Here is a 22,000-nt window from a genome sequence, read left to right as displayed (position 1 = left end):
CTTTCTCTTGGGCAAACAAAGAGAAGTAACTCGCTCATCGGCAGATGAGCGAAACCCCCGGCCTACGGCCGGCCAGATCGCGTCAACGTTTTGCTTCAAAAAACCAGCCGTGTGGCGTTGGGTGACCCGCTTCGCGATGGTGAAGCGCCTCCGGCCCACGCCGGAACGACGAGAGCGACGAGCAAGAGTGCCGTCGCTGCGTTCCCACACACCCACGGCTACCGCAAGCCGCACTCAATGGCCCCAGCACGTCGATAGCAAAACCACGAACAGGCGCCGATGCCCTCCGCCTTTGCCCCATTTGGACGTCCGAACACGCAGAGAGGAAAAGTCCCGAGCGGATCCCCGCTTCCTGTTCCGCCGGCCGCAGTGGCGGTATCCTTCGCGGTTCCATGCGCCCACCGGCGCACGTTGCCCGCCACCCCCAAGGATCTACCCCGATGACCATCCTCGCCACCATCACCACCAGCCGTGGCCCCATCCACCTGCGCCTGCACGACGACAAGACCCCGGTGACGGTGGCGAGCTTCGTCAACCTGGCCCGCCGCGGCTTCTACGACGGGCTGTCCTTCCACCGTGTGATCAGCGACTTCATGATCCAGGGCGGCTGCCCGCTGGGCACCGGCACCGGCGGTCCCGGCTACCGCTTCGAGGACGAGTTCAGCCCCGCGCTGCGCCACGACAAGCCGGGCGTGCTGTCGATGGCCAACGCCGGCCCGCGCACCAACGGCAGCCAGTTCTTCATCACCCACGGCCCGACCCCGTGGCTGGACGGCAAGCACAGCGTGTTCGGCGAAGTGGTGGGCGCGGAGGACCAGGCCGTGGTCGAGGCCATCCGCCAGGGCGACACGATCGAGAAGATCGCCGTCGAGGGCGACGTCGATGCGCTGCTGGCCAGCCAGGCCGCGCGCGTGGCCGAGTGGAACGCGGTGCTCGACAAGGCCTGAGCCCCGCCGCGGAAGCGGGCGCCATGCAGGACGGCACGCGCCCGTGTTCTCCGCGAGGGCCATCCGCCCTTTCGGCCGCCTGACCGCTGCCCCCGCCCGCCCGTACAATCGCCGGACGGGGGCCCATCATCCAAGCGAAGGAATTGCCATGTCTCTACTCGATGATCTCCTGGGCGCGGCCCAGGGCGGCCAGGCCGGCGGCGGCTCGCTGATTGCCGTGGCCAGCCAGCTGATCGAAAAGGCCGGCGGCCTGCAGGGCTTGATCGCCATCCTGCAGCAGCATGGGCTCGGCGAGGCGGTGCAGTCGTGGATCGGCACCGGCGCCAACCAGGCGGTGTCCGGTGGCCAGCTCGGCCAGGCGCTGGAGAGCGGCGGCCTGGGTTCGCTGCTGCAGGAGGCGGCCGGCAAGCTGGGTATCGACCAGGGCGACCTGCTGGGCAAGCTCTCGCAGGTGCTGCCGCAGGCGGTGGATCACCTTACGCCCAACGGCCAGCTGCCCGAAGCCGGGCAGGGCGGCGGTTTCGACCTTGGCGGCCTGGCCTCGCTGGCCGGTTCGCTGCTGGGCGGCAGCAAGGCCTGAAGGTTTTTTGCGTGCCGGCGGGGAGCCCCGCCGGCGCGTGTCGATCAGGCGCTCTCGCGCCTGGCGACGAGTTGATAGACCACCAGCAGCACCACGGCGCCGCCGACCGAGGCGAGGAAGTGCACGAAACCGGTGGGCCCCCACAGGCCGAGCTTCTCGCCCACGAAGGTGGCGACCACCGAGCCGAGGATGCCGAGGATCGCGGTGATGATGAAGCCGCCCGGATCCTTGCCCGGCGTGACCAGCTTGGCGGTCACGCCGATGACCAGGCCCACGATGAATACCCATAGCCAGTGCATGCTTAAGCTCCTTGTGCGCGGTGGATGGGCGCCGCCGCGCGTGCGCCGGCGTCCCGCGCGATCTTGCTGATCGTTCGCCGGTGCGCGCCGCGCGGGCCCTTGCATCATGCCCGCGCGGCGCGCAAGCGCGCAGGCGCTGCGGGCACGTTCACGATCCGCTCGGCATGGCGCGTCGGGACAGAATGTCGCAGGTGCGTGATAGAATCGCCGGGTTTGCACGCGCCCGCCCCGTTGCATCCGCACATGGCGCGCGTGCGTTTCACCGCGAGACTTGCAAGGAGTTTCCCCCATGAAAGCCCCCGTTCGTGTTGTCGTGACTGGCGCCGCCGGCCAGATCGGTTACGCCCTGTTGTTCCGCATCGCCGCCGGCGACATGCTGGGCAAGGACCAGCCGGTGATCCTGCACCTGCTCGAGATCACCCCGGCGCTGCCCGCGCTGCAGGGCGTGGTGATGGAGCTCAACGACTGCGCGTTCCCCACCCTCGCCGGCATCGTCGCCACCGACGACCTCAGCGTGGCCTTCAAGGACGTGGACTACGCGCTGCTGGTCGGCGCCCGCCCGCGCGGCCCCGGCATGGAGCGCAAGGACCTGCTGGAAGCCAACGGCGCCATCTTCGGCCCGCAGGGCAAGGCACTGAACGACCACGCCAAGCGCGACGTGAAGGTGCTGGTGGTGGGCAACCCGGCCAACACCAATGCGCTGATCGCGCAGCAGAACGCGCCCGACCTCGACCCCGGCCAGTTCACCGCGATGGTGCGCCTGGACCACAACCGCGCGCTCTCGCAGCTGGCCGAGAAGACCGGCAAGCACAACACCGACATCAAGAAGATGACCATCTGGGGCAACCACAGCTCCACCCAGTACCCGGACCTGCACCACGCCACCGTGGACGGCAAGCCGGCGCTGTCGCTGGTGGAGCAGAGCTGGTACGAGAGCGACTTCATCCCCACCGTGCAGCAGCGCGGCGCGGCCATCATCAAGGCGCGCGGCGCTTCCTCCGCCGCTTCCGCCGCCTCCGCCGCGATCGACCACATGCGCTCGTGGGCGCTGGGCACGGCCGAGGGCGACTGGGTCTCGATGGGCATCCCGTCGGATGGCTCCTACGGCGTCGCGCCCGGCGTGATCTTCGGCTACCCGGTGACCTGCAGGAACGGCAAGTACGCCATCGTGCAGGGCCTGGCGATCAACGCCTTCTCGCAGGCGCGCTTGGACGCCACCGAGAAGGAGCTGCGCGAGGAGCGTGCGGGCGTCGAGCACCTGTTCGCCAAGCAGTAAGCCACATGCGGGAGCGGGGAAGGCGGGACGGGTGCCCGCCTTCCCCGTTTTCTTTTCCGGCGCCGTCGCGGCGCGTCTGGCGCGGCGGTGCGGGGAACGGGTTGCGGGGCGGCGGCTGTTGTCGTCGGCATGGCCCGCGGCGTCCGTGGCCCGGCACGGGTCAACCCTATTCGTGCGGCAGCCGTTCGACGTCCCGGCGTGTGTGCAGCGGGTGGTCGTGGACTGCCCGCCGGCATGCCACCCGCATCCATCCTGGAGATCGTCGATGAACATGCTCCGCGGCATCGGCTGCGTCCTGCTGGCCTGGCTGCTGCCGGCGTCCTTCGTTTTCGCGCAGGCGCTGCCCGCGGCGCCGCGGCTGGACGGCGCCAGCGCACAGACGGTCCTGCTGTGGCCCGGCCAGCCGCCCGGCAGCCCGGGGCCGGGGCCGAGCGGGCCGGAGCAGGGCGGCGACAGCGACGGCGATGTGCTCGGCGGCGCCGTGTTCAACGTTACCCGCCCGCGCATGGTGGTCTATCGCCCTGTGCGGGCGAACGGCACGGCGGTGCTGCTCATCGGCGGCGGGGGCTACGTGCGCATCGGCATCGGCCACGAGTCGATGACCACGGCGCAGTGGCTGGCCCGGCAGGGCGTGACGCCGGTGGTGCTCTACTACCGCCTGCCCGGCGACGGCTGGCCGCCGGCCGCGCCGTTCCAGGACGCGCAGCGCGCGATGCGCCTGCTGCGCGCGCGGGCCGCGGAGCTGGGCCTGGATCCGCATCGCCTCGGCGTGCTCGGCTTCTCCGCCGGCGGCAACCTCGCCGGCATCACCGCCACGCGCCATGCGCATGCCTTCTACGCGCCGGTGGATGCGGCGGACAGGTTGCCGTCGCGGCCCGACTTCGCCGGGCTGATCTATCCGGTGATCTCGCTGCAGCCACCGTTCGACACCACCCGCTCCAGCCGCGAGCTGGGCCGGCAGGCGGATGCGGCCACGGCGTACTCGGTCGACCTGCACGTGGGCCGCGACACGTCGCCGACCTTCCTGGCCCATGCCGCGGACGATCCCATCGCGGCGGTGGACAATAGCCTGCGCATGTTCGACGCGCTGCGCCGGCAGGGCGTGGCGGCGGAGCTGCACGTGTTCGAGCGCGGCGGGCACGGCTGGGGCATGGGGCGGCCGGGCACGCCGGTGGCGGCGTGGCCAGGCCTGTTCGCGGCCTGGGCCCGCGGCCATGGCTTCATGGCCGCGGGCGATTGAGCGTCGCGACCGCTGCGACGTTTATGGAATGCCATCTGTAAGAGCCTGTCCAAAGTCTCTCCCACCTGCACCCTCCCCTGCGTGCAGGGGAGGGTTGGGGAGGGGTGAACACTTGCCTCGAGGCAAGGTTCCACCCCCTCCCGACCTCCCCCTGCAAGCCATGCAAGCAGGGGGAGGAGCCAAGCCGCGTCAACGGCAAGACTTTGAACAGGCTCTAAGCGCACGCTCGCGCGACAAGCCAGCGCAGCGGTAACGCCGTGACGTTGCGGTCGCGCGCAAGGCGCGCTCCTTACAGGGCCATGCGTTCCGGTGGTGAGGCATGGTGCGCGCGAACGGCGGGCCTGCGCGGCGCTGTTCGAAGCCGGTAGCTATGCGCCGGCGCCGGGATCGCGCGCAGCTTGCGCTGGCGCCTGGGCGAGGATCGCGCGCAGGTAGTCGAGCAGCGGCGGATCGACCCAGCTGCCGTGCAGGAGGTCCGGCTCGCGCGCGTGCGCCTCGCGGATGCGCGCGTGGGTGGCTGGGTCGTCGCCGGCGTAGCCGCGGAACAGGGTCATCCACTGGCCGGCGAGCCGGCGCGCCTCGGTGCCGGTCGGCGGCATGCCCTCGTCCATGGCCTTGCGCAGGGCGGCGATCACCGGCGGCCAGGCGTGCATCTGCGCACCGTAGTGCGCACGCATGAAGGCGAATTCATCCGGTTCCAGGTAGCGCCGGTAGATCGCCAGCCGCGCTTCCACGATGGCCTGCTCGACGAAGCCTTGCAGCGCCGGGGTGATGCCGGTCTTCGCCCGCACCGCCGGGTCGTCCTGCATGGCGTTGAGGCGGTCGAGGAAGTCGGCGTTGCGGCCGGTGTCGCGTTCGAGCATCCGGGCCCAGCGCAGGCCGAGCAACTGGACGTCGGGGTCGTCCGGTTTCGCATCGCGGTCCATCGCGGCCTTGACGGCGGTCACCAGCGCGCGCCACTGGGCCCATGCGTCGGGGTTGTGGTGCAGGGGCAGGGCCTGCAGTTCGTCGGGGGAGAAGTGCTGCTCGTACATGGTCATCAGCTCCAGCGTGTCCAGCCAGTCGGCCAGGTCGGGGGGCTGTCCGGTGAGCAGCTGCGCGCGCAGGTGCGTGAGCCGGTCGCGCAGGCGCGCCTGCGCGGCCAGTTCGCGGTCGATCCGCGCGATCTGGCGCTCGATCACCTCGGCGAGCGGCGGCTCGGGCCCGGACAGGGCAGTGCCGATGTCGGCCAGCGACAGGCCCAGCTGGCGCAGGGCCTGGATACGATGCAGGCGCTCGACGCTCGCCCGGTCGTAGAGCCGGTAGCCGGCATCGGAACGCAGCGAAGGCGCGAGCAGGCCGATGGCGTGGTAGTGGTGCAGGGTGCGCACGGTGAGGCCCGTGCGCCTTGCCAGTTCACCCACGGTCAGCAGCATCCCGTTCGTCTCCTTCCCTTGCGTGGCGGACACGGTAGGGTCTCACGTTGCGTGAGGGTCAAGGGGGCTTCGCGGGGATCGGGAGTCGCGAGTCGCGAGTCGGGAGCGCGGCGCCCTGGATGGGGCGCCGCCCGTCTTCGCGTTCAGCGCAGCTGGTAGGAGAAGCTCAGGCCGTAGCGCGGTTCGCGGTGGCGCTGGTTCGCCGGCAGCTCGCCCAGCGGCTGCGCGGCGGAGACGTCCACCGTGTAGTGGCGGTTGTCGCTCAGGCGCAGGCCCAGCGCCATGCTCTGCAGGGTGTCCAGCTGCGGGCGGCTGCCGTTGAGGTAGACCCGCGCCTGCTGCGCCACCGCGTAGGGCACCAGGGCCTTCAGCCAGGTGGCGCCGTAGGCGAACGGCCGGTTCACCTCCAGCGCCGCGCCCCAGCCGCTGTCGCCGGAGATGCTGCCCGGGTCGTAGGCCAGGCCGTAGCGCGGGCCGCCGAAGCTGATCTGCTCGGTCGAGGGCAGGTGGTCGCGGCTGTACTGGCCGGCCAGGCTGAGCACCGTGCCGACGTGCGCGCCCCAGCGGTCGCTCTGCGAGGCGTTGAGGTTGTAGCGGGTGAAGCGCACGTCGCTGGGGCTGCCCAGCGAGGCGCCGGCGATGTTGGTCAGCGCGCGCGATTGCGCGCCCCAGGCGTCGAAGCCCTGGCCGATGCCGAGGCCGAGCTTGCGCACCTGCGTCGTGCTGGCCTGCGTGTAGTCCAGCTCCGAGTGCAACACGCGCACGTCGGTCTGCAGCACCAGCCGCGCGCCGTTGATGCGGTTGAAGTAGCTGTCGTGCTGGTCCGAGCCGTATACGTCGCCGCCCAGCACCAGGCTGCGCGTGGTGGAGAGCAGCAGCGGGTAGCTGAGCGAGAGGGCGACGCGGTCCTGGTCGAGGCGGTGGCGCAGGTAGGAGGGCAACTGGTTGTCGATGTCCGCCGGGCCTGAGGCCCGGAAACGACTTCGCCACCGGCCGGGTCCGGCGCGGTGGCGAAGTCGGGGGCGTGGAAAAGCCGTGGCTCAGGGCGCGGCGGTGGTCACCGGCTGCCAGGCATAGCCGGCGCCCTCGCGCTTCACGTGGCCGATGCCGGGGAAGGCGATGTGCGCGGCGGCCACCAGATAGCCCTTCTGCGCGGCGTCGCGGAAGGCCTGCTCGCGGTGGGCCTCCGCCTCGCGCGGGGCGCTGTCGAAGTGGATGGTGACCTTGGGGTCGGCGAACTGCACCGCGGCCACGTGCACCACGTCGCCCCACACCAGCAGGGTGCGGCCCTGGCTCTCGACGCGGAACTCGGTATGGCCGGGGGTATGGCCGTCCAGGTTGAGCGCGGAGATGCCCGGCTCGATCCGCTCGCCGGCGGCGAAGGGCTTGAAGCGGCCGCGGTCGAGGTAGGGCTTGAGCGAGGCGGCGGCGCCGTCGAAGGCGCCCTGCACGCTGGCGTCCACCTTGCCGAGGTTGGACTTGTCGAGCCAGAACTTCGCCTCGCGCCGGTCGGCGCGGATGATCGCCTTGGGGAACGCCGCCTGGCCGTTGGCCACGAGCCCGCCCACATGGTCGGGATGCAGGTGGGTCAGCAGCACTTCGTCGATCTGCTCCGGCGCATAGCCCGCGGCGCGCAGGTGGGCGAGCAGCTTGCCGAGGCTGGGGCCGAGCAGGGCGCCGGAACCGGCGTCGATCAGCACGCGCTTGCTGCCGGTGTCGACCAGGTAGCCGTTGACCGAACTGGGCACGGCGGTAGGCAGGCCGGCCTGGCCGAGCAGTTTCTGCACCTGGCCGGGGCGGTCCTCGACCAGCAGCTTGTCGGTGGGCAGGTCGAAGCCGCCGTCGGACAGCGCGACTACGGTGAAGGCGCCGAGCTTCATGCGGTAGAAGCCGGCGTCGGCCGGGCCGGCGACGGCCTCGGGCGAGGCGGCCGAGACGACCGGCGCGGCGGCGCCCATCACGGCGGCGGCGAGCAGCAGGGGCAGGGTGCGGCGGAACAGCGGGGTGCGGGACATGGGGGAAACTCCGTGGGTGGTTGACCCGGTCAGCATCGCCGGCCCGCCCGTGTTTGCACACTGACGATGCTGGACGACGATTGTTCAGAAGTGTTCGGCACTCATTCGTCGCCGAGCACGCGCGCGGCCACGTCCACCAGCGCGCGCAGCCGCGCCAGCCGGCGCAGGTCCTGGTGGTAGCCGAGCCAGAGGTCGCGCTCGGGCGGCGCCTCGCCGAAGTCGAGCCGGCGCAGCCCGGGCACGCCGTCGCCCACGGGGCGCGGCAGCACCGCCACGCCCAGCCCGACCGCGCACATGTGCGCCTGCACGTTGCGGTTGTTGGCGCGCACCGCGATGGTGGCGTTGGGCAGCTTGCGCTGCAGCCAGGCCACGTCGGGGTAGTCGTTCATCGCCACGTCCATGGTGACCAGCGTGCAGCCGGTGCCGTCGTGCAGCACCGGGTCGGGCAGCGAGGCGGCGATGTATGCGCCGTACTTCATCGACACGATGCGCCGCTGCACGATGCTCGGCTGGTTGAACGGCACGATGCGGATGGCGAGGTCCGCCTCGCGGCGGCTCAGGTCGAACAGCCGCTGGCCGGTGACCAACTCCACCACCACGCGCGGGCACTCGCGCGCGAACGCCGCCAGCACCGGCGGCATCACGTGGCAGGCGAACCAGTCGGCGGTGGACACGCGCAGCATGCCTTCGAGCTGGCTCTCCTCGCCGGCGAGGCGGCGCTCCATCGACAGCGCGCTGCGCTCCATCTGCTCGGCCAGCGCGATCACCGCATCTCCTTCTTGCGTGAGCACGAAGCCATCGGCGGTGCGCTGGAGCAGCGCGTGGCCCACGCCCTCCTCCAGCGCGCGCAGGCGCCGGCCGATGGTGGGGTGGCTGAGGTCGAGCGCCCGTGCCGCGCCGCCGAGGGTGCCCGTGCGCACCACGGCCAGAAAGATGCGGACGTCGCTCCATTCCATGCCTTCGCTTCCACTGCCCCGAACGAAATTGAACGGCGACTGTGCAGGAACGTCAGTGGGGGCGCAATCACCCATCGGGGGAAAATGGCGCTCCCGTGCGGGGCCTGCTTCCGTACGGCACCGACGTTTTTATGGAGACGCACGATGAGCAACGCAGTCGATAGCACGGCCGCGCCGGAGCACGCGGGCTTGAGCCGCGGCATCACGCTGGCGATGGCCGTCGCGGCCGGCGCCGCGGTGGCGAACATCTATTACAACCAACCGATGCTGGGCGTGATCGGCCACGACTTCGCCGGCGCGCAGGCGGTGGACTTCATCGCCACCGCCACCCAACTCGGCTACGCGGCGGGCCTGCTGCTGCTGGTGCCGCTGGGCGACTTCGTGGAGCGGCGGCACCTGATCGGCGCGCAGTTCGCGGTGCTGGCGCTGGCCCTGGCCGGCGCCGCGCTCGCGCCCGGCGCGGGGCTGTTGCTGCTGGCCTCGTTGCTGATCGGCATGAGCGCCACGGTGGCGCAGCAGATCGTGCCCTACGCGGCGCAGCTCGCCGCGCCGGCCAAGCGCGGCGCCGCGGTGGGCACGGTGATGGCCGGCGTGCTGAGCGGCATCCTGCTGAGCCGCACCCTGGCTGGCTTCGTCGCCAGCCATGCCGGCTGGCGCGAGATGTTCTGGCTCGGCATCCCGCTGGCGCTGGGCGCCGGCGGCCTGATGCTGGCGGTGCTGCCGGCGAGCCGGCCGCAGGCGACATTGCATTACGGCGCGGTGCTGCGTTCGCTGGGTTCGCTGTGGCGGGAGTTCCCCGCGCTGCGCCGCGCGGCGCTGACGCAGGCCCTGCTGTTCGGCGGCTTCACCGCGTTCTGGACCATCCTCGCCTTCCATCTCGCCGAGCCAGCCTACGGGCTCGATGCCAACGTGGCGGGCCTGTTCGGGCTGGTCGGCGCCGTGGGCATCCTGGCGGCGCCCCTGGCCGGGCGCTTCGCCGACCGCGTGGGCTCGCGCGTGATCGTGGCCGTGGGCGCGGGCGCGGCGCTGGCCTCCTGGCTGGTGTTCGGCCTGTGGCATGCGCTGGCCGGCCTGATCGTGGGCGTGATCATGCTCGACTTCGGCATGCAGAGCGCGCTGGTGTCGAACCAGCACCTGGTCTACCAGCTGCGCCCCGAGGCGCGCTCGCGGCTCAACACGCTGTTCATGGGCAGCATGTTCCTGGGCGGCGCGGCCGGTTCCGCGGCCGCGTCGGTGGCATGGCGGCTGGGCGGCTGGGGCGCGCTGTCGCTGCTCGGCCTGGCGCTGTCGGCGGCGGCTTTCGCGCTGGCCCTCCAGCGGGGCGCGCAGCACGCCGCCGCCGCGCCGGCGATCCGCGCGCCGCTGCCCTGCAAGGACGTGCCGTGAGCGACTTCCACTACTACGAACCGCGCCGCGGGCACGGCCTCAGGCACGACCCGCTCAACGCCATCGTGGGGCCGCGGCCGATCGGCTGGATCGCCTCGCGGGACCGCGAGGGTCGCGTCAACCTGGCCCCCTACAGTTTCTTCAACGCCTTCAACTACACGCCGCCGATCATCGGCTTCGCCAGCATCGGCTGGAAGGACAGCGTGAGCAACATCGAGGCCACCGGCGAATTCGCCTGGAACCTCGCCACGCGCCCGCTGGCGGAGGCGATGAACGCCAGCTGCGCCCCGGTGGCGCACGGTGTGGACGAGTTCGGCCTCGCCGGCCTCACCCACGCGCCCTCGCGCCTGATCGCGCCGCCGCGCGTGGCCGAGAGCCCGGTGTCCTTCGAATGCAGGCTGACCCAGCTGGTGCAGCTGAAGGGGGGCGGGGGCGAGGCCATCGACACCTGGCTGGTGCTGGGCGAGGTGGTGGCCGTGCACATCGACAAGGCGCTGCTGCGCGAGGGCGTCTACGACACCGTGCTGGCCGAACCGATCCTGCGCGGCGGCGGGCCGGCGGACTATTTCGCGATCAGCGAGAGCCAGCGCTTCCGCATGTGGCGGCCGGGCTAGCGGCCGGGACGCGGCCAGGGCTCAGTAGTAGTCCTGGCTGCGCAGGCGGCACCAGAGCCGGCTCCACCACCCGCCCTGCGGCGGCAGCTCGAACGCGACGCGGGCCGGCACCGTCAGCTCCAGCTCGGTGCCGCGCGGCGTGCCGGGGCGCAGCGCCAGCCGGGCGCCCAGCCGCTCGGCGCGCTCGCGCATGCCGACCAGGCCCCAGTGCCCCGCGCGCCGGCCTTCGCGCAGCACGGCCTCGTCGAGGCCGCGGCCGTCGTCGCGCACGGTGATGCGCAGCGACGCCGCGCTGTAGCGGATGTCCGCCTCGATGCGGGCGGCGCGCGCGTGGATGAAGGCGTTGCGCAGGCCCTCGCGGACGATCTCCAGGATCTCCATCTGCGCGCCCAGGCACAGCGGACGCTCGGCGCCGGCCACGCTCACGCCGAAGGCGGGGCCGTGGATGGCGGCGAGGTTCTCGCCGATCACCTGCACCGACTGCACCAGGCCCATCAGCTCGCCGTCGGCGTGGCCGCGCAGGGTGACGATCTTGTCGCGGCCCTCGGTCACCATCTCGCGGGCCTGCCGGATGGCGGCGTCCAGCGCGCCGCGCCGCGCGTCGTCGGGACGCAGCGTGACCACCTGCGTCTGCAGGCTCAGCAGCAGGCCCTGCACGCCCTGCAGCAGGGTGTCGTGCAGGTCGCGCGCGATGCTCTCGCGCTCGAGCATGCGCGCCTCGAAGCGCAGCCGCAGCCGCTCCGAGGCCAGCCGCAGCCGCCAGGCGTAGAGCAGGGCGATCAGCCCCAGCGCGGCGAGCGCACACAGGCCGTAGAACCACCAGGTCTGGAAGTAGCGCGGCGGGATCGTGAAGTCGATGGCGGCGCCCTGCTCGTTCCACACGCCGTCGTCGTTGGCGGCGATCACGCGGAAGCGGTAACGGCCGGGGCCGAGGTTGGAGTAGAAGGCCGCGCGCCGGTTGCCGGCGTCCTGCCAGGCGCCGTCCACGCCTTCGAGCCGGTAGCGGAACTGCACGCGGTCGGGCGAGGCCAGGCTGGTGGCGGTGTAGCGCACCTCGATGTTGCCGGTGCGCTCGGGCAGGCGCAGCCCCGCCGCGGGCGCGTAGGTGCTGCCGCCGGCGAGCACGGCCTCGATCAGCACCGGCGGCGGCCGGCGGTTGAGGCGGATCGCGGCCGGGTCGATCAGCACCACGCCCTGGTTGGTGGCGAGCCACACGCGCTGGCCGCCGTCCAGCACCGCGGTGGGCGAGGCGGTGAGCTGCAGGGCGACGCCGGGCAGGCCGTCGTGGTAGTCGAACAGACGGTAGTCCACGCGGTGTGCCGGATCGGCGGCCGCGCGCCGCAGCGCCGCCGCCTCGATGCGCACGGCGCCGCGGCTGGCGTTGATCCACACCTCGCCCCGGCCGGTGCGCACGATGCCCGAGGCGCCGGCGAGCACGCGCGGGTCGCCGGCGTCGAGGCCCTGGAAGGCGTCGCCCTGCAGGCGCGCCACGCCGAACTCGCCGCCGGCCAGCACGTCGCCGGCGGTCACCTCGAGCGCGCCGAGGCTGCCCACGTCGAGGCCGTCCGCGGCGGCGTAGATCCGCGTGCCGTCCCGGCCGAAGCGCGCCAGGCGGCCGTCGCGGTAGCCGGCCCACAGGCGGTCCGCGGCATCGACCGCGAGCACGGTGGGGGTGTGCGGGTCGAGGCCCAGGCCGGGGCGCTGCGGCGTCCAGGCGCCGTCGTGCCAGTGGTATAGCCCCTGCTGCTCGAACGCCACCCACAGGCCGCCGTGGTTGTCGGAGGCGAAGGCGCGGATGCGCTCGTGGCCGGCGGAAGGCGTGGCGACCGCCGCGGGCACGCCGTCGATGACACGCAGCAGCCGGCCCGTGGCCGACAGCCAGAGCACGCCGTCGGCGCCGAGGCAGGCGTCGTCGATGCCCGGCAGGCCGCGCGCCACGATCTCGGCCGCCTTGCCGGCGGCGTGGTAGAGCGTGCCGCCGGTGCCGATCCACACCGGCCCCCGGCCGGCGGCCAGGGCGGCCGAATCGGGCGTGCCCACGGGCAGGCCGGCGGGTACGTCCACGCTGCTGTAGCGGAAGCTGTTGAGGCCGAGGTTGCTGCCCACCCACACGGTGCCCTCGGCGTCCTCCAGCAGCGGGTCGGTGACGTTGGAGGCCAGGCCCTGGCTGCGGTCGAAGTACTGGTCGAGGTCGGCCGTGCGCAGCGTGTGGCCGTCGGCCTCGCGCTCGGGGTGGAAGAGGCGGTGCACGCCGCCGCGGCCGAGGTCCGCGCCCCACAGCGTGCCGTCGCGGTCGAACAGCAGGCGCCGCGAGCGCACGACGTCCGTGCCGGCGACGCGCGGCGTGTCCGGCGCGGACGGGTGCTCCGCGGTGAGGCCCGGCAGCGCGCGCGTGCCGCGCAGGTTGTCGGAGACCCACAGCGTGCCGTCCGGCGCCTGGGCGATCACCGCGTAGGTGCTCAGCTCCACGCCGGTGTGCTCGAAGCGCCGCGCGCCAGGGCGCAGGAACACCAGTTCCCGGCCGGTCGCCACCCACAGCGTGCCGTGGCGGTCGGTCAGCGCCCAGTCGGCGTGGCGGGTCGGGTAGCCCCAGTCGTCGCCGGCCACGCGCCAGCGGCCGTCCTGCCAGCGCACCAGGCCGCCGCTGCTTGCCGCCCACAGCGCGCCGTCGGCGGTGCGGGCGAAGTCGTTCACCATGCCTTCGGGGAAGCCCGCGCGCTCGGTGTAGTGCGTGAGGTGCCCGTCGCGCAGCAGGCTGGCGCCGCCGACGTAGAAGCCGATCCACAGCGCGCCGTCCGGCTGCATGGCCAGCGCGGTGATGTTGGCGGAGCGGAACGCCTCGCCGGGCGTGGGGGCGAAGCGCTCGAAACGGTCGCCGTCGAAGCGGTACAGCCCGTTGCCGGTGCCCAGCCAGAGATAGCCGTCGCGCCCCTGCGCCAGCGCCCACACGTCCGCCGGCGCGCCTTGCTGGAACGACCAGGCGGTCTGGCGCGGCGGAGGAAAGCCGTCGTTGCCGTGGCCGGCCTGCGCGTTGCCGGCGAGGGCGAGCAGGATCGGCAGCAGGGCAGCCGCCACGCGCGCCGGGCGCCGGCACGCGGCGCCGCGCCGGCGTGGCGGGCGGCCCGGGTGGAGCACGAGGGCGTGCGCGCGGCAGAGGGCCGCGGCGCAGCGGAACAGCTTGGACATGACCGTGCGAAAATCCTTCCGGGACGCCCCCATCGGGGCCGTCCATTACCCCAAGGAAGTCGGCGTCGACGGCCGGCTTCGGATACCTCAGTGCGGAGAGTATGCCATCGGGCTTTTCGGCGTCGCCGGGCCTGGGGTTGCGCGAGGGCGGGGCGCCGCGATGGCGGTCGTGCCGGGGCGGCGCTGGCGCGCCGTGCGGCCGAATACGGGCCTACCGGGAGACGGAGGCCAGGTCGCGCAGGGCCAGGGCGAGAAAGGCCAGCACGCGCTCCGCCTCGCCGGCCTCGACCAGGTTTTCGGCGGTGCGCCGGCCGAGCGAGGCGATCGGCTCGTCGTGGTACCAGCCCAGCGTGGCGTCGAGGTCGGGTTCGATGCGCCGGGCCGCCTGCAGCACCCTGGCGCGCGCCCGGCACAGGGCTTCGTCGGCGATGCGGCGTTCGATGGACGGGGCGAGGAACGCATCCGCCGGCGCGGGCGCGCCGCCCGCCCACGGCCGGGCTGCATCGTGCCCGGCCGGGTAGGCGGAGTCCGTGGCGATGTCCCGCAGCAGGGTAGGCGCGTCGGCCTGGTCGTGGCGGATCGCCGGGCTCATGCGAGTGTCCTTCGCCGCGCTCCGTGCGGCCGCCCCATTGGCGCCGCCGGGAAACCGGGCGCCAGTGCGCCCTGGGGGAGGGCGATGCCCAGCGGGGAAAGGGCGGCCATGCGAGGTTCTCCGGTCGTGGATGGGGGCCGCGCCCGTCGCGCGGGCATGGCGCAGGCGATGCGGGGGCGCGGCGCGCGCCCGGCGCCGCTCAGGCGTCCAGGAAGCCACGCCGCATGGCGATGGTGACCGCGTGCGTGCGGTCCGCGGCGCCGAGCTTGGCGAGGATGTTGCGGATGCGCGCCTTCACGGTTTCCTCGGAGATGCTCAGCAGGCCGGCGATGCTGCGGTTCTTGCGGCCCAGCGCCACCAGCCGCAGCACGCACAGCTCGCGCGCGGTGAGGTGCTCGTCGCCCGCATGCAGCGCCACCTCGCTGGCCGCCGCGCCGGCGATGTGCCGGCGCCCTTCGACGGCCGCCGCGATCGCCATCAGGATCTCCTCCCGCGGCGCCATCTTGAGCAGGTACGAGGTGGCGCCCAGCGCCAGCGCCCGCGTCACCCGCGCGTCGCCGGGGTAGGTGGTGAGCACCACGATGCGTGCCGCGGGGCATTCCTCGCGGATGGCGGCGGTGGCCTGCAGGCCGTCCATGTGCGGCATCTGCAGGTCCATCAGCACCACGTCCGGCGCCAGCCGGCGGTGGGCCGTCACCGCTTCCTCGCCGTTGCAGGCCTCGCCCGCCACGATGAAGCCAGGGGCGCCGGTGATCATCGCGCGCAGGCCGTCGCGCATGACCGGGTGGTCGTCCACCACCAATACACGTACGAAGCTGTCCGGTTCTGCCATCGCTGCTACTCGCCTTGGACCGCGGTACGGGAGGCCCGCAGGCCGTTTTTAATGCACTGCACCATGATCATCACAGCAAAGCCTTTCGCGGCGGGCAATACCCGGATGGTTATAAATCGCCATGCGCTACCGGATGGAGAGGGTCAATTTCACCCATTCGAGCATTGAGCGCGCTCCGGCCATGGCGTGATAGTGGACGTGCCCATCATTGATCGGCGCCTTCCACTCATTTCCCCTCCGGAGCAGGCATGGCGAGCAGCCAGGCAAGAGTCATTCGCGTGCTGGTGGCCGACGACCACCCGGTCATGCGCGAGGGCCTGTGTGCGGCGATCGACGCGGAGCCGGACATGCGCGTGGTGGCGGCGGCGGGGGACGGCGCCGAGTGCATCGCGCGCTTCCGCGAGCAGGTGCCCGACGTCGCCCTGGTCGACCTGCAGATGCCCGGCGTGGACGGGCTCGGCGCCATCGCCGCCGTGCACGGGGAATTCCCGGCCTCGCGCATCATGGTGCTCACCACCTATCCCGGCGACGCGCGGATCAAGCATGCGCTGGCGCTCGGCGCCAGCGGCTACCTGCTCAAGTCGGCCACCCGCGAGGACATCCTCGACGCGATCCGCCAGGTGGCGGCGGGCCGGCGCACGCTGGCGCCGGAGGCGGCGCTCGATCTGGCCCTGTACCGGCAGGCGGAGGGGCTGACCGACAAGGAACTGGAGGTGCTGCGCCTGGCCGCAGACGGCCACACCAACAAGCGCATCGCCGCGCGGCTGCACATCTCCGAGGACAGCGTGAAGGCGCGCATGCGCAACATCCTCGCCAAGCTGAAGGCCGGCGACCGCACACATGCGGTCACCATCGCGCTGCGCCGCGGCTTTCTCGATCGCTGACCGCGTCCATCCCCCAAACGGGTAGCCAAGTTCTGGCCGGATGGGGCTCACGCCGGCAGCGGGCGCACGGCCAAGATGACGTCAGCTCCGGACGCGGTGACGTCGTTCTCCTGCACGGCGAACCCGGCCGCGACGAACCCGGACACGACCTTCCCAAACCGACGAATCCAAAGAGAGCCGACATGAGCGACGACAGCACCCCGCACGTGGACACCACCCGCCGCAGCCTGATGGGCGGCGCGTTGGCCGCCGGTGCCGCCATGGCACTGCCCGCCATGGGCGCCATGGTGGCCGTTTCCCCCGGCACCGCTTCCGCCGCCGGCGCGAAAGGCCACGGCCCCGCGAGCCACATCCGGACCAAGGATGGCACCGAAATCTTCTACAAGGACTGGGGCAAGGGCCAGCCGGTGGTGTTCTCGCACGGCTGGCCGCTGACGGCCGATGCGTGGGACCCGCAGCTGATGTTCATGGCCGAGCACGGCTACCGCGCCATCGCCCATGACCGGCGCAGCCACGGCCGCTCGACGCAGACCTTCGCCGGCAACGACATGGACACCTACGCGGACGACCTGGCCGCGCTGATCGAGCAGCTGGACCTCAAGGACATCATCCTGGTCGGCCACTCCACCGGCGGCGGCGAGATCGCGCACTACATGGGCCGCCATGGCACCAAGCGGGTGGCGAAAGCGGTGCTGGTGGGCGCGGTGCCGCCGCTGATGGTCAAGACCGAGGCCAACCCGGGCGGCCTGCCGCTCAGCGTGTTCGACGGCATCCGCAAGGGTGTGTGGGAGGACCGCTCGCAGTTCTACAAGGACCTGACCACGCCGTTCTACGGCTACAACCTCCCGGGCGCGAAGGATTCGCAGGGCGTGCGCGAGGCGTTCTGGCTGCAGGGCATGCAGGGCGGGCTGAAGGGCCAGTACGACTGCATCAAGCAGTTCTCCGAGGTGGATTACTCGGACGACCTGAAGAAGATCGACGTGCCGGTGCTGCTGATCCACGGCGACGCGGACCAGATCGTGCCGATCGACGCCTCGGCGAAGGCGGGCGTGAAGCTGCTCAAGCACGGCACGCTGAAGATCTACCCCGGCGCGCCGCACGGCCTGGCCACCACCCACCAGGACCAGCTCAACGCGGACCTGCTGGCCTTCGCCCGCGGCTGATCGCCGTACCCCGTGCGCGCCGGCCCCGGCGCGCACGGACCCGTCACCGTTGTCTCCATCGGGAGATCGACCCATGCCCCTCACCGCCACGCCCACCCCCGGCGCCAAGCTGCTCTCGCCCACCGACCATGCGCTGGTGATGATCGACTTCCAGTCGCAGATGGCCTTCGCCACCCATTCCATCGACGCCATCACCCTGCGCAACAACGCCGCCCTGGTGGCGCACGCGGCGGCCAGCTTCAAGGTGCCGACGGTGCTCACCACAGTGGCCGAGAAGAGCTTCTCAGGCCCGATGTTCAGCGAAGTGACGGCACCGTTCCCGGGCCAGGCGCTGCTCGACCGCACTTCGATGAACACCTGGGAGGACGCCGCGGTGATCGCGCGCCTCAACGAGATCGGCAAGGACCGCCTGGTGTTCGCCGGCTTGTGGACCTCGGTGTGCATCGTCGGCCCCACGCTGTCGGCGCTGGATCAGGGCTACGAGGTCTACGTGATCGCCGACGCCTGCGGCGACGTCTCCGCCGAGGCGCACGAGCGCGCGATGGATCGCATGATCCAGGCCGGCGTGCGGCCGATGACCTCGCTGCAATACCTGCTGGAACTGCAGCGCGACTGGGCGCGCACCGGGTCCTACGAGAGCACCACCGGCATCGCCAGGCAGTACGGCGGCGCCTATGGCCTGGGCATCATCTACGCCAGGACGATGTTCGGCGCCCACGAGGGCTGAGCTTGCGGCCGACAGCCGGCGAACCGGCTGCCGTGTCTTTTCCGATCGACTGGAGGCGCGCCGATGAAACCGTATCTCCTCTCCCTGGCCGTGGGGCTGCTGGTGGGCATCCTCTACAGCCTGCTCAAGGTGCGTTCGCCGGCGCCGCCGGTGATCGCGCTGGTGGGCCTGCTCGGCATCCTGGTCGGCGAGCAGATTCCCTCGCTGGTCCGCCACCTGCTGCACCCGGAGGCCAGCGCAGCGGCCTGGCTGGGCGGGCAGGTCAAGCCGCACGTGTTCGGCCAGCTGCCCGAGGGCCGGCACGCGGCCAAGGCCGCCGCGAAGGCGGAGGAGGAGGCATGAACGGCGCGCCCGAACGCATCGTGCCGGAGCTGATCCTGCACCGCGGCCTCATCGCCACGCTGGACCGCGCCAACCCTGTCGCCTCGGCGGTGGCCATCGCCGGCGGCAAGTTCATCGCGGTAGGGCGCGAGGAAGAGGTGATGCCGCTGGCCGGCCCCGCCACGCGCGTGATCGACCTGCACGGGCGGCGCGTGCTGCCGGGCCTGATCGACAACCACCTGCACATCATCCGCGGCGGCCTCAACTACAACCTGGAGCTGCGCTGGGACGGCGTGCGTTCGCTGGCCGATGCCATGGCGATGCTCAGGCGGCAGGTGGCGATCACGCCGCCGCCGCAGTGGGTGCGCGTGGTGGGCGGCTTCAGCGAGCACCAGTTCGCCGAGAAGCGCCTGCCGACGCTGGCGGAGATCAACGCGGCGGCGCCGGACACGCCGGTGTTCCTGCTGCATCTGTACGACCGCGCCCTGCTCAACGCCGCCGCGCTGCGCGCCGTGGGCTACACGCGCGACACGCCCGAGCCGCCCGGCGGGCTGATCGTGCGCGACGGCCAGGGCAACCCCACCGGCCTGCTGCTGGCCAAGCCGAACGCGGCGATCCTCTACGCCACGCTGGGCAAGGGGCCGAGGCTGCCGTTCGAGTACCAGCTCAACTCCACCCGGCATTTCATGCGCGAGCTCAACCGGCTCGGCGTCACCGGCGCCATCGACGCCGGCGGCGGTTCGCAGAACTACCCGGACGACTATGCCGTGATCCAGCAGCTGGCCGACCAGGGGCTGTTGACCCTTCGCCTCGCCTACAACCTCTTCACCCAGAAGCCCAAGGCGGAGAAGGAGGATTTCCTCGCCTGGACGCGCAGCTCCAGATACAAGCAGGGCGACGACTACTTCCGCCACAACGGCGCCGGCGAGATGCTGGTGTTCTCCGCGGCCGACTTCGAGGACTTCCGCCAGCCGCGCCCCGACATGCCGGTGGAGATGGAGGGCGACCTCGAAGCCGTCGTGCGCATCCTGGCCGAGAACCGCTGGCCCTGGCGCATGCACGCCACCTACGACGAAACCATCAGCCGCGCGCTGGACGTGTTCGAGCGGGTGAACCAGGACATCCCGCTCGAAGGCCTCAACTGGTTCTTCGATCATGCCGAGACCATCTCCGAATCCTCCATCGACCGCATCGCGGCGCTCGGCGGCGGCATCGCCGTGCAGCACCGCATGGCCTACCAGGGCGAGTACTTCGTCGAGCGCTACGGGCCCGGCGCGGCCGAGGCCACGCCGCCGGTGGCACGCATGCTGGAGAAGGGCGCGCGCGTCTCCGCCGGCACCGACGCCACCCGCGTGGCCTCCTACAACCCGTGGGTGTCGCTGGCCTGGCTGATCACCGGCCGCACCGTGGGCGGCCTGCGCCTGTACCCGCAGCGCAACTGCCTCGACCGCGAGGCGGCGCTGCGCATGTGGACGGAACACGTCACCTGGTTCTCCAGCGAGGTGGGCAGGAAAGGGCAGATCAAGGCCGGCCAGTTCGCCGACCTCGTCGTGCCCGACCGCGACTTCTTCGCCTGCGCGGAGGACGAGATCGCCGACACCACGGCGCTGCTGACCATGGTGGGCGGCAAGGTGGTGTACGGCGCGGGCGAATTCGCCGACCTCGACGAGGCGCCGCTGCCGCCGGCGATGCCGGACTGGTCGCCGGTGCGCGCCTACGGCGGCTATGCCGCGTGGGGCGCGCGCGATGCGGTGGCGCCGCGCCAGGCCGCCGCCGCCTCGTGCGGCTGCGGCCACGGCTGCGGCATCCACGGCCACGACCACGCCACGGCGTGGTCGAGCAAGCTGCCGATCGCCGATCTCAAGGCGTTCTGGGGCGCGCTGGGCTGCGCGTGCTGGGCGGTATGAGCGGGCGCGCCGCGTCCGCCATGCCGCTCGTGCGCGGGGTGGCGCTGCTGCTGCTCTGCGCGGCCTACCTGCAGGGCGGCTTCGACAAGGCGATGGATTTCGACGCCGCCATCGCCGAGATGCAGCACTTCGGCCTCGCGCCGGCGGCGCCGCTGGCGCTGGCGGTGATCGGGCTGGAGCTGGCCGCCGCGGCATCGATCCTGTGCGACGTGAAGCGGTGGGCGGGTGCGCTGGTACTGGCCGGCTTTACCTTCGCCGCCAACCTCGTCGCCAACCGCTACTGGCAGCTGGCGCCGCCCGGGCGGGCGATGGCGGCCAATGCGTTCTTCGAGCACCTCGGCCTGGCCGGCGGTTTCCTGCTGGTGGCGTGGCAGGACCTGCGCGAGCGCCAGGCGGCGCATCGTTCGCCGGGCTGAGCGGATGGTTCCGCAACCTTGGTTGTTTTGGCTACAGGGAGTTCTTCGCATGCGCATCGAGTCATTCGTTCTGGCGGCCGTGCTCGGGTTCGGGGCGGCCGTTGCCGTGCCGGCGGCGGCACGCAACGCGCCGGCCACGCCCGAGGTGGCGGTGGGGCCGCAGTACGACACCACCCACGTCTACGTCGCCCCGGCGGACGTGGACCGTTTCGCGGTGAGCTTCCTCGCCACCTTCGGCGGCCAGAGCACCAGGCAGGTGGTGGTGACGGTCACGCCCACGCCGAGCAGCACCAGCTCGCAGCTGTTGCAGACGCCGGTGGGCACGGTGTCGCTGTTCGGCTTCAGGACGCCGATCCCGCATCCCTTCGGCCTGGAGCGCACCGGCTACCTGGTGAAGGACCTGGACGTGGCGATCCGCGCCGCGCGTGCGGCCGGGGCCGACGTCATCGTCTCGGCCTTCCCCGACCCGATCGGCCGCGACGCCGTGGTGCAGTGGCCAGGCGGGGTGAACATGCAGCTCTACTGGCACACCACGGCGCCGCACTATGCGGCGTTCCAGACGGTGCCGGAGCACCGCGTCTACGTCTCGCCGGACCGTGCCGACGCCTTCGTGCGCAGTTTCGTCGCCTTCTCGCACGGCAAGGTGGTGTCGGACGAGGCGCACGCGCCGGGCGTGGAGATTGGACGTCCAAACGACAGTTACCGCCGCATCCGCGTCGAGTCGGTCTTCGGCAAGGTCTCGGTGCAGGTCACCGACGGCCAGCTGCCGTATCCCTATGGCCACGAGCTTGCCGGCTATGAGGTGGGGGATTTGGCCGGGACGCTGGCAAAGGCGCGGGCCAGTGGCGCCACGGTGCTGGTGGGGCCGTATACGTCAGGGTGGCGGCAGATTGCCATGGTGGCGTTCCCGGGAGGGTATGTGGCGGAGATTCACGCGGTGGCGGGCGAGTAGGGGCCTGTTGATGATCTGTTCGGAGCCTGGGCCGGGGCTGTTTGCCAGCAGGGTGGTGGTGCCACGCGGTCGTGTGCCGGCGGCGTGCACGCCTTCGTTCTTCCTTGCATGGCGTATGGGCAGCGGGTCATGGCTATGTGTCGCGTGCGAGAAAGTGTGCCGTGTTGTGGTGGCCTTGTTGGCATGCTGGCCGGCCTTTGGCCGGGGTTTCGCTCCCCTGCCGGGGAGCGAGTTACTTCTCTTTGCTTGTCCAAAGAGAAGTAACCAAGAGAAAGGACACCCCGAGGGCGCG

General features: G+C 71.8%; 21 protein-coding genes. 13 read left to right on the top strand and 8 right to left on the bottom strand.

Features of this window, described 5'->3' with window-relative positions; all coding sequences use genetic code 11:
- Positions 1-440: 440 nt before the first annotated feature.
- The gene (locus ACH65_RS08615; RefSeq protein WP_049622181.1) at positions 441-947 is read left to right on the top strand and encodes a peptidylprolyl isomerase; all 507 of its coding nucleotides are present in this window, start codon (positions 441-443) and stop codon (positions 945-947) included.
- Positions 883-1,527, top strand: coding sequence for a YidB family protein (locus ACH65_RS08610; protein ID WP_484494426.1), 645 nt, complete (start codon positions 883-885; stop codon positions 1,525-1,527). Before ACH65_RS08615 ends, ACH65_RS08610 begins: the two co-directional genes overlap by 65 nt.
- Before the next feature lie 44 nt (positions 1,528-1,571).
- On the opposite strand, the gene ACH65_RS08605 is transcribed toward ACH65_RS08610, so the two are convergent.
- Positions 1,572-1,826 carry a GlsB/YeaQ/YmgE family stress response membrane protein gene (locus ACH65_RS08605; RefSeq protein ID WP_049622179.1) on the bottom strand — a complete coding sequence of 85 codons (255 nt, stop codon included), beginning with the start codon at positions 1,824-1,826 and terminating at the stop codon, positions 1,572-1,574.
- Positions 1,827-2,115: 289 nt separating this feature from the next.
- Between ACH65_RS08605 and ACH65_RS08600 the strand changes: the two genes are divergently transcribed.
- On the top strand, positions 2,116-3,102 hold the full coding sequence (locus ACH65_RS08600) for a malate dehydrogenase (protein ID WP_049622178.1): 987 nt from the start codon (positions 2,116-2,118) through the stop codon (positions 3,100-3,102).
- Positions 3,103-3,367: 265 nt separating this feature from the next.
- Positions 3,368-4,342, top strand: a complete 975-nt coding sequence (locus ACH65_RS08595) for an alpha/beta hydrolase (RefSeq protein WP_053096224.1) — start codon at positions 3,368-3,370, stop codon at positions 4,340-4,342.
- 368 nt (positions 4,343-4,710) lie between these two features.
- On the opposite strand, the gene ACH65_RS08590 is transcribed toward ACH65_RS08595, so the two are convergent.
- The 4 genes from ACH65_RS08590 to ACH65_RS08575 all read right to left on the bottom strand — a co-directional run bounded on the left by ACH65_RS08590 (position 4,711) and on the right by ACH65_RS08575 (position 8,728).
- Complete coding sequence (locus tag ACH65_RS08590; RefSeq protein WP_049622177.1) at positions 4,711-5,757, bottom strand: MerR family transcriptional regulator; 1,047 nt, start codon at positions 5,755-5,757, stop codon at positions 4,711-4,713.
- Positions 5,758-5,900: 143 nt separating this feature from the next.
- Positions 5,901-6,698, bottom strand: a complete 798-nt coding sequence (locus ACH65_RS08585) for a ShlB/FhaC/HecB family hemolysin secretion/activation protein (protein WP_049622176.1) — start codon at positions 6,696-6,698, stop codon at positions 5,901-5,903.
- 99 nt (positions 6,699-6,797) lie between these two features.
- A complete protein-coding gene (locus ACH65_RS08580; protein WP_049622175.1) occupies positions 6,798-7,772 on the bottom strand; it encodes an MBL fold metallo-hydrolase in 975 nt (324 codons plus the stop codon).
- A 101-nt stretch (positions 7,773-7,873) separates the two neighbouring features.
- Positions 7,874-8,728: a LysR family transcriptional regulator gene (locus ACH65_RS08575; RefSeq protein WP_049622174.1), complete on the bottom strand. Its 855-nt coding sequence runs from the start codon at positions 8,726-8,728 to the stop codon at positions 7,874-7,876.
- A gap of 144 nt (positions 8,729-8,872) precedes the next feature.
- Here ACH65_RS08575 and ACH65_RS08570 point away from each other — a divergent pair, with 144 nt between their 5' ends.
- Both ACH65_RS08570 and ACH65_RS08565 read left to right on the top strand, forming a co-directional pair.
- Positions 8,873-10,114, top strand: coding sequence for an MFS transporter (locus tag ACH65_RS08570; protein ID WP_049622173.1), 1,242 nt, complete (start codon positions 8,873-8,875; stop codon positions 10,112-10,114).
- Entirely contained in the window at positions 10,111-10,728 is a 618-nt protein-coding gene (locus ACH65_RS08565; protein ID WP_049622172.1) for a flavin reductase family protein, read from the top strand. Before ACH65_RS08570 ends, ACH65_RS08565 begins: the two co-directional genes overlap by 4 nt.
- Before the next feature lie 21 nt (positions 10,729-10,749).
- On the opposite strand, the gene ACH65_RS08560 is transcribed toward ACH65_RS08565, so the two are convergent.
- The 3 genes from ACH65_RS08560 to ACH65_RS08550 all read right to left on the bottom strand — a co-directional run bounded on the left by ACH65_RS08560 (position 10,750) and on the right by ACH65_RS08550 (position 15,338).
- Positions 10,750-13,914 carry a sensor histidine kinase gene (locus ACH65_RS08560; protein ID WP_049622171.1) on the bottom strand — a complete coding sequence of 1,055 codons (3,165 nt, stop codon included), beginning with the start codon at positions 13,912-13,914 and terminating at the stop codon, positions 10,750-10,752.
- A 211-nt stretch (positions 13,915-14,125) separates the two neighbouring features.
- Complete coding sequence (locus tag ACH65_RS08555; protein WP_049622170.1) at positions 14,126-14,506, bottom strand: hypothetical protein; 381 nt, start codon at positions 14,504-14,506, stop codon at positions 14,126-14,128.
- 199 nt (positions 14,507-14,705) lie between these two features.
- Positions 14,706-15,338: a response regulator gene (locus ACH65_RS08550; RefSeq protein WP_049622169.1), complete on the bottom strand. Its 633-nt coding sequence runs from the start codon at positions 15,336-15,338 to the stop codon at positions 14,706-14,708.
- A gap of 248 nt (positions 15,339-15,586) precedes the next feature.
- Between ACH65_RS08550 and ACH65_RS08545 the strand changes: the two genes are divergently transcribed.
- The 7 genes from ACH65_RS08545 to ACH65_RS08515 all read left to right on the top strand — a co-directional run bounded on the left by ACH65_RS08545 (position 15,587) and on the right by ACH65_RS08515 (position 21,708).
- Positions 15,587-16,222: a response regulator gene (locus ACH65_RS08545; RefSeq protein WP_049622168.1), complete on the top strand. Its 636-nt coding sequence runs from the start codon at positions 15,587-15,589 to the stop codon at positions 16,220-16,222.
- A 206-nt stretch (positions 16,223-16,428) separates the two neighbouring features.
- The gene (locus ACH65_RS08540) at positions 16,429-17,385 is read left to right on the top strand and encodes an alpha/beta fold hydrolase (RefSeq protein WP_425478276.1); all 957 of its coding nucleotides are present in this window, start codon (positions 16,429-16,431) and stop codon (positions 17,383-17,385) included.
- A 73-nt stretch (positions 17,386-17,458) separates the two neighbouring features.
- Complete coding sequence (locus ACH65_RS08535; protein WP_049622167.1) at positions 17,459-18,112, top strand: hydrolase; 654 nt, start codon at positions 17,459-17,461, stop codon at positions 18,110-18,112.
- 63 nt (positions 18,113-18,175) lie between these two features.
- The gene (locus tag ACH65_RS08530; RefSeq protein WP_049622166.1) at positions 18,176-18,454 is read left to right on the top strand and encodes a XapX domain-containing protein; all 279 of its coding nucleotides are present in this window, start codon (positions 18,176-18,178) and stop codon (positions 18,452-18,454) included.
- Between the two features lie 20 nt (positions 18,455-18,474).
- The gene (locus ACH65_RS08525) at positions 18,475-20,340 is read left to right on the top strand and encodes an amidohydrolase (protein ID WP_202594170.1); all 1,866 of its coding nucleotides are present in this window, start codon (positions 18,475-18,477) and stop codon (positions 20,338-20,340) included.
- Between the two features lie 20 nt (positions 20,341-20,360).
- A complete protein-coding gene (locus ACH65_RS08520) occupies positions 20,361-20,756 on the top strand; it encodes a DoxX family protein (protein ID WP_237561478.1) in 396 nt (131 codons plus the stop codon).
- A 49-nt stretch (positions 20,757-20,805) separates the two neighbouring features.
- A complete protein-coding gene (locus ACH65_RS08515) occupies positions 20,806-21,708 on the top strand; it encodes a hypothetical protein (protein WP_049622164.1) in 903 nt (300 codons plus the stop codon).
- The last annotated feature ends 292 nt before the right edge of the window (positions 21,709-22,000 follow it).

This window comes from Frateuria defendens (genome assembly GCF_001182895.1).
Lineage (GTDB): Bacteria > Pseudomonadota > Gammaproteobacteria > Xanthomonadales > Rhodanobacteraceae > Frateuria_B > Frateuria_B defendens.
This window is presented reverse-complemented; position numbering and strand designations above follow the sequence as displayed.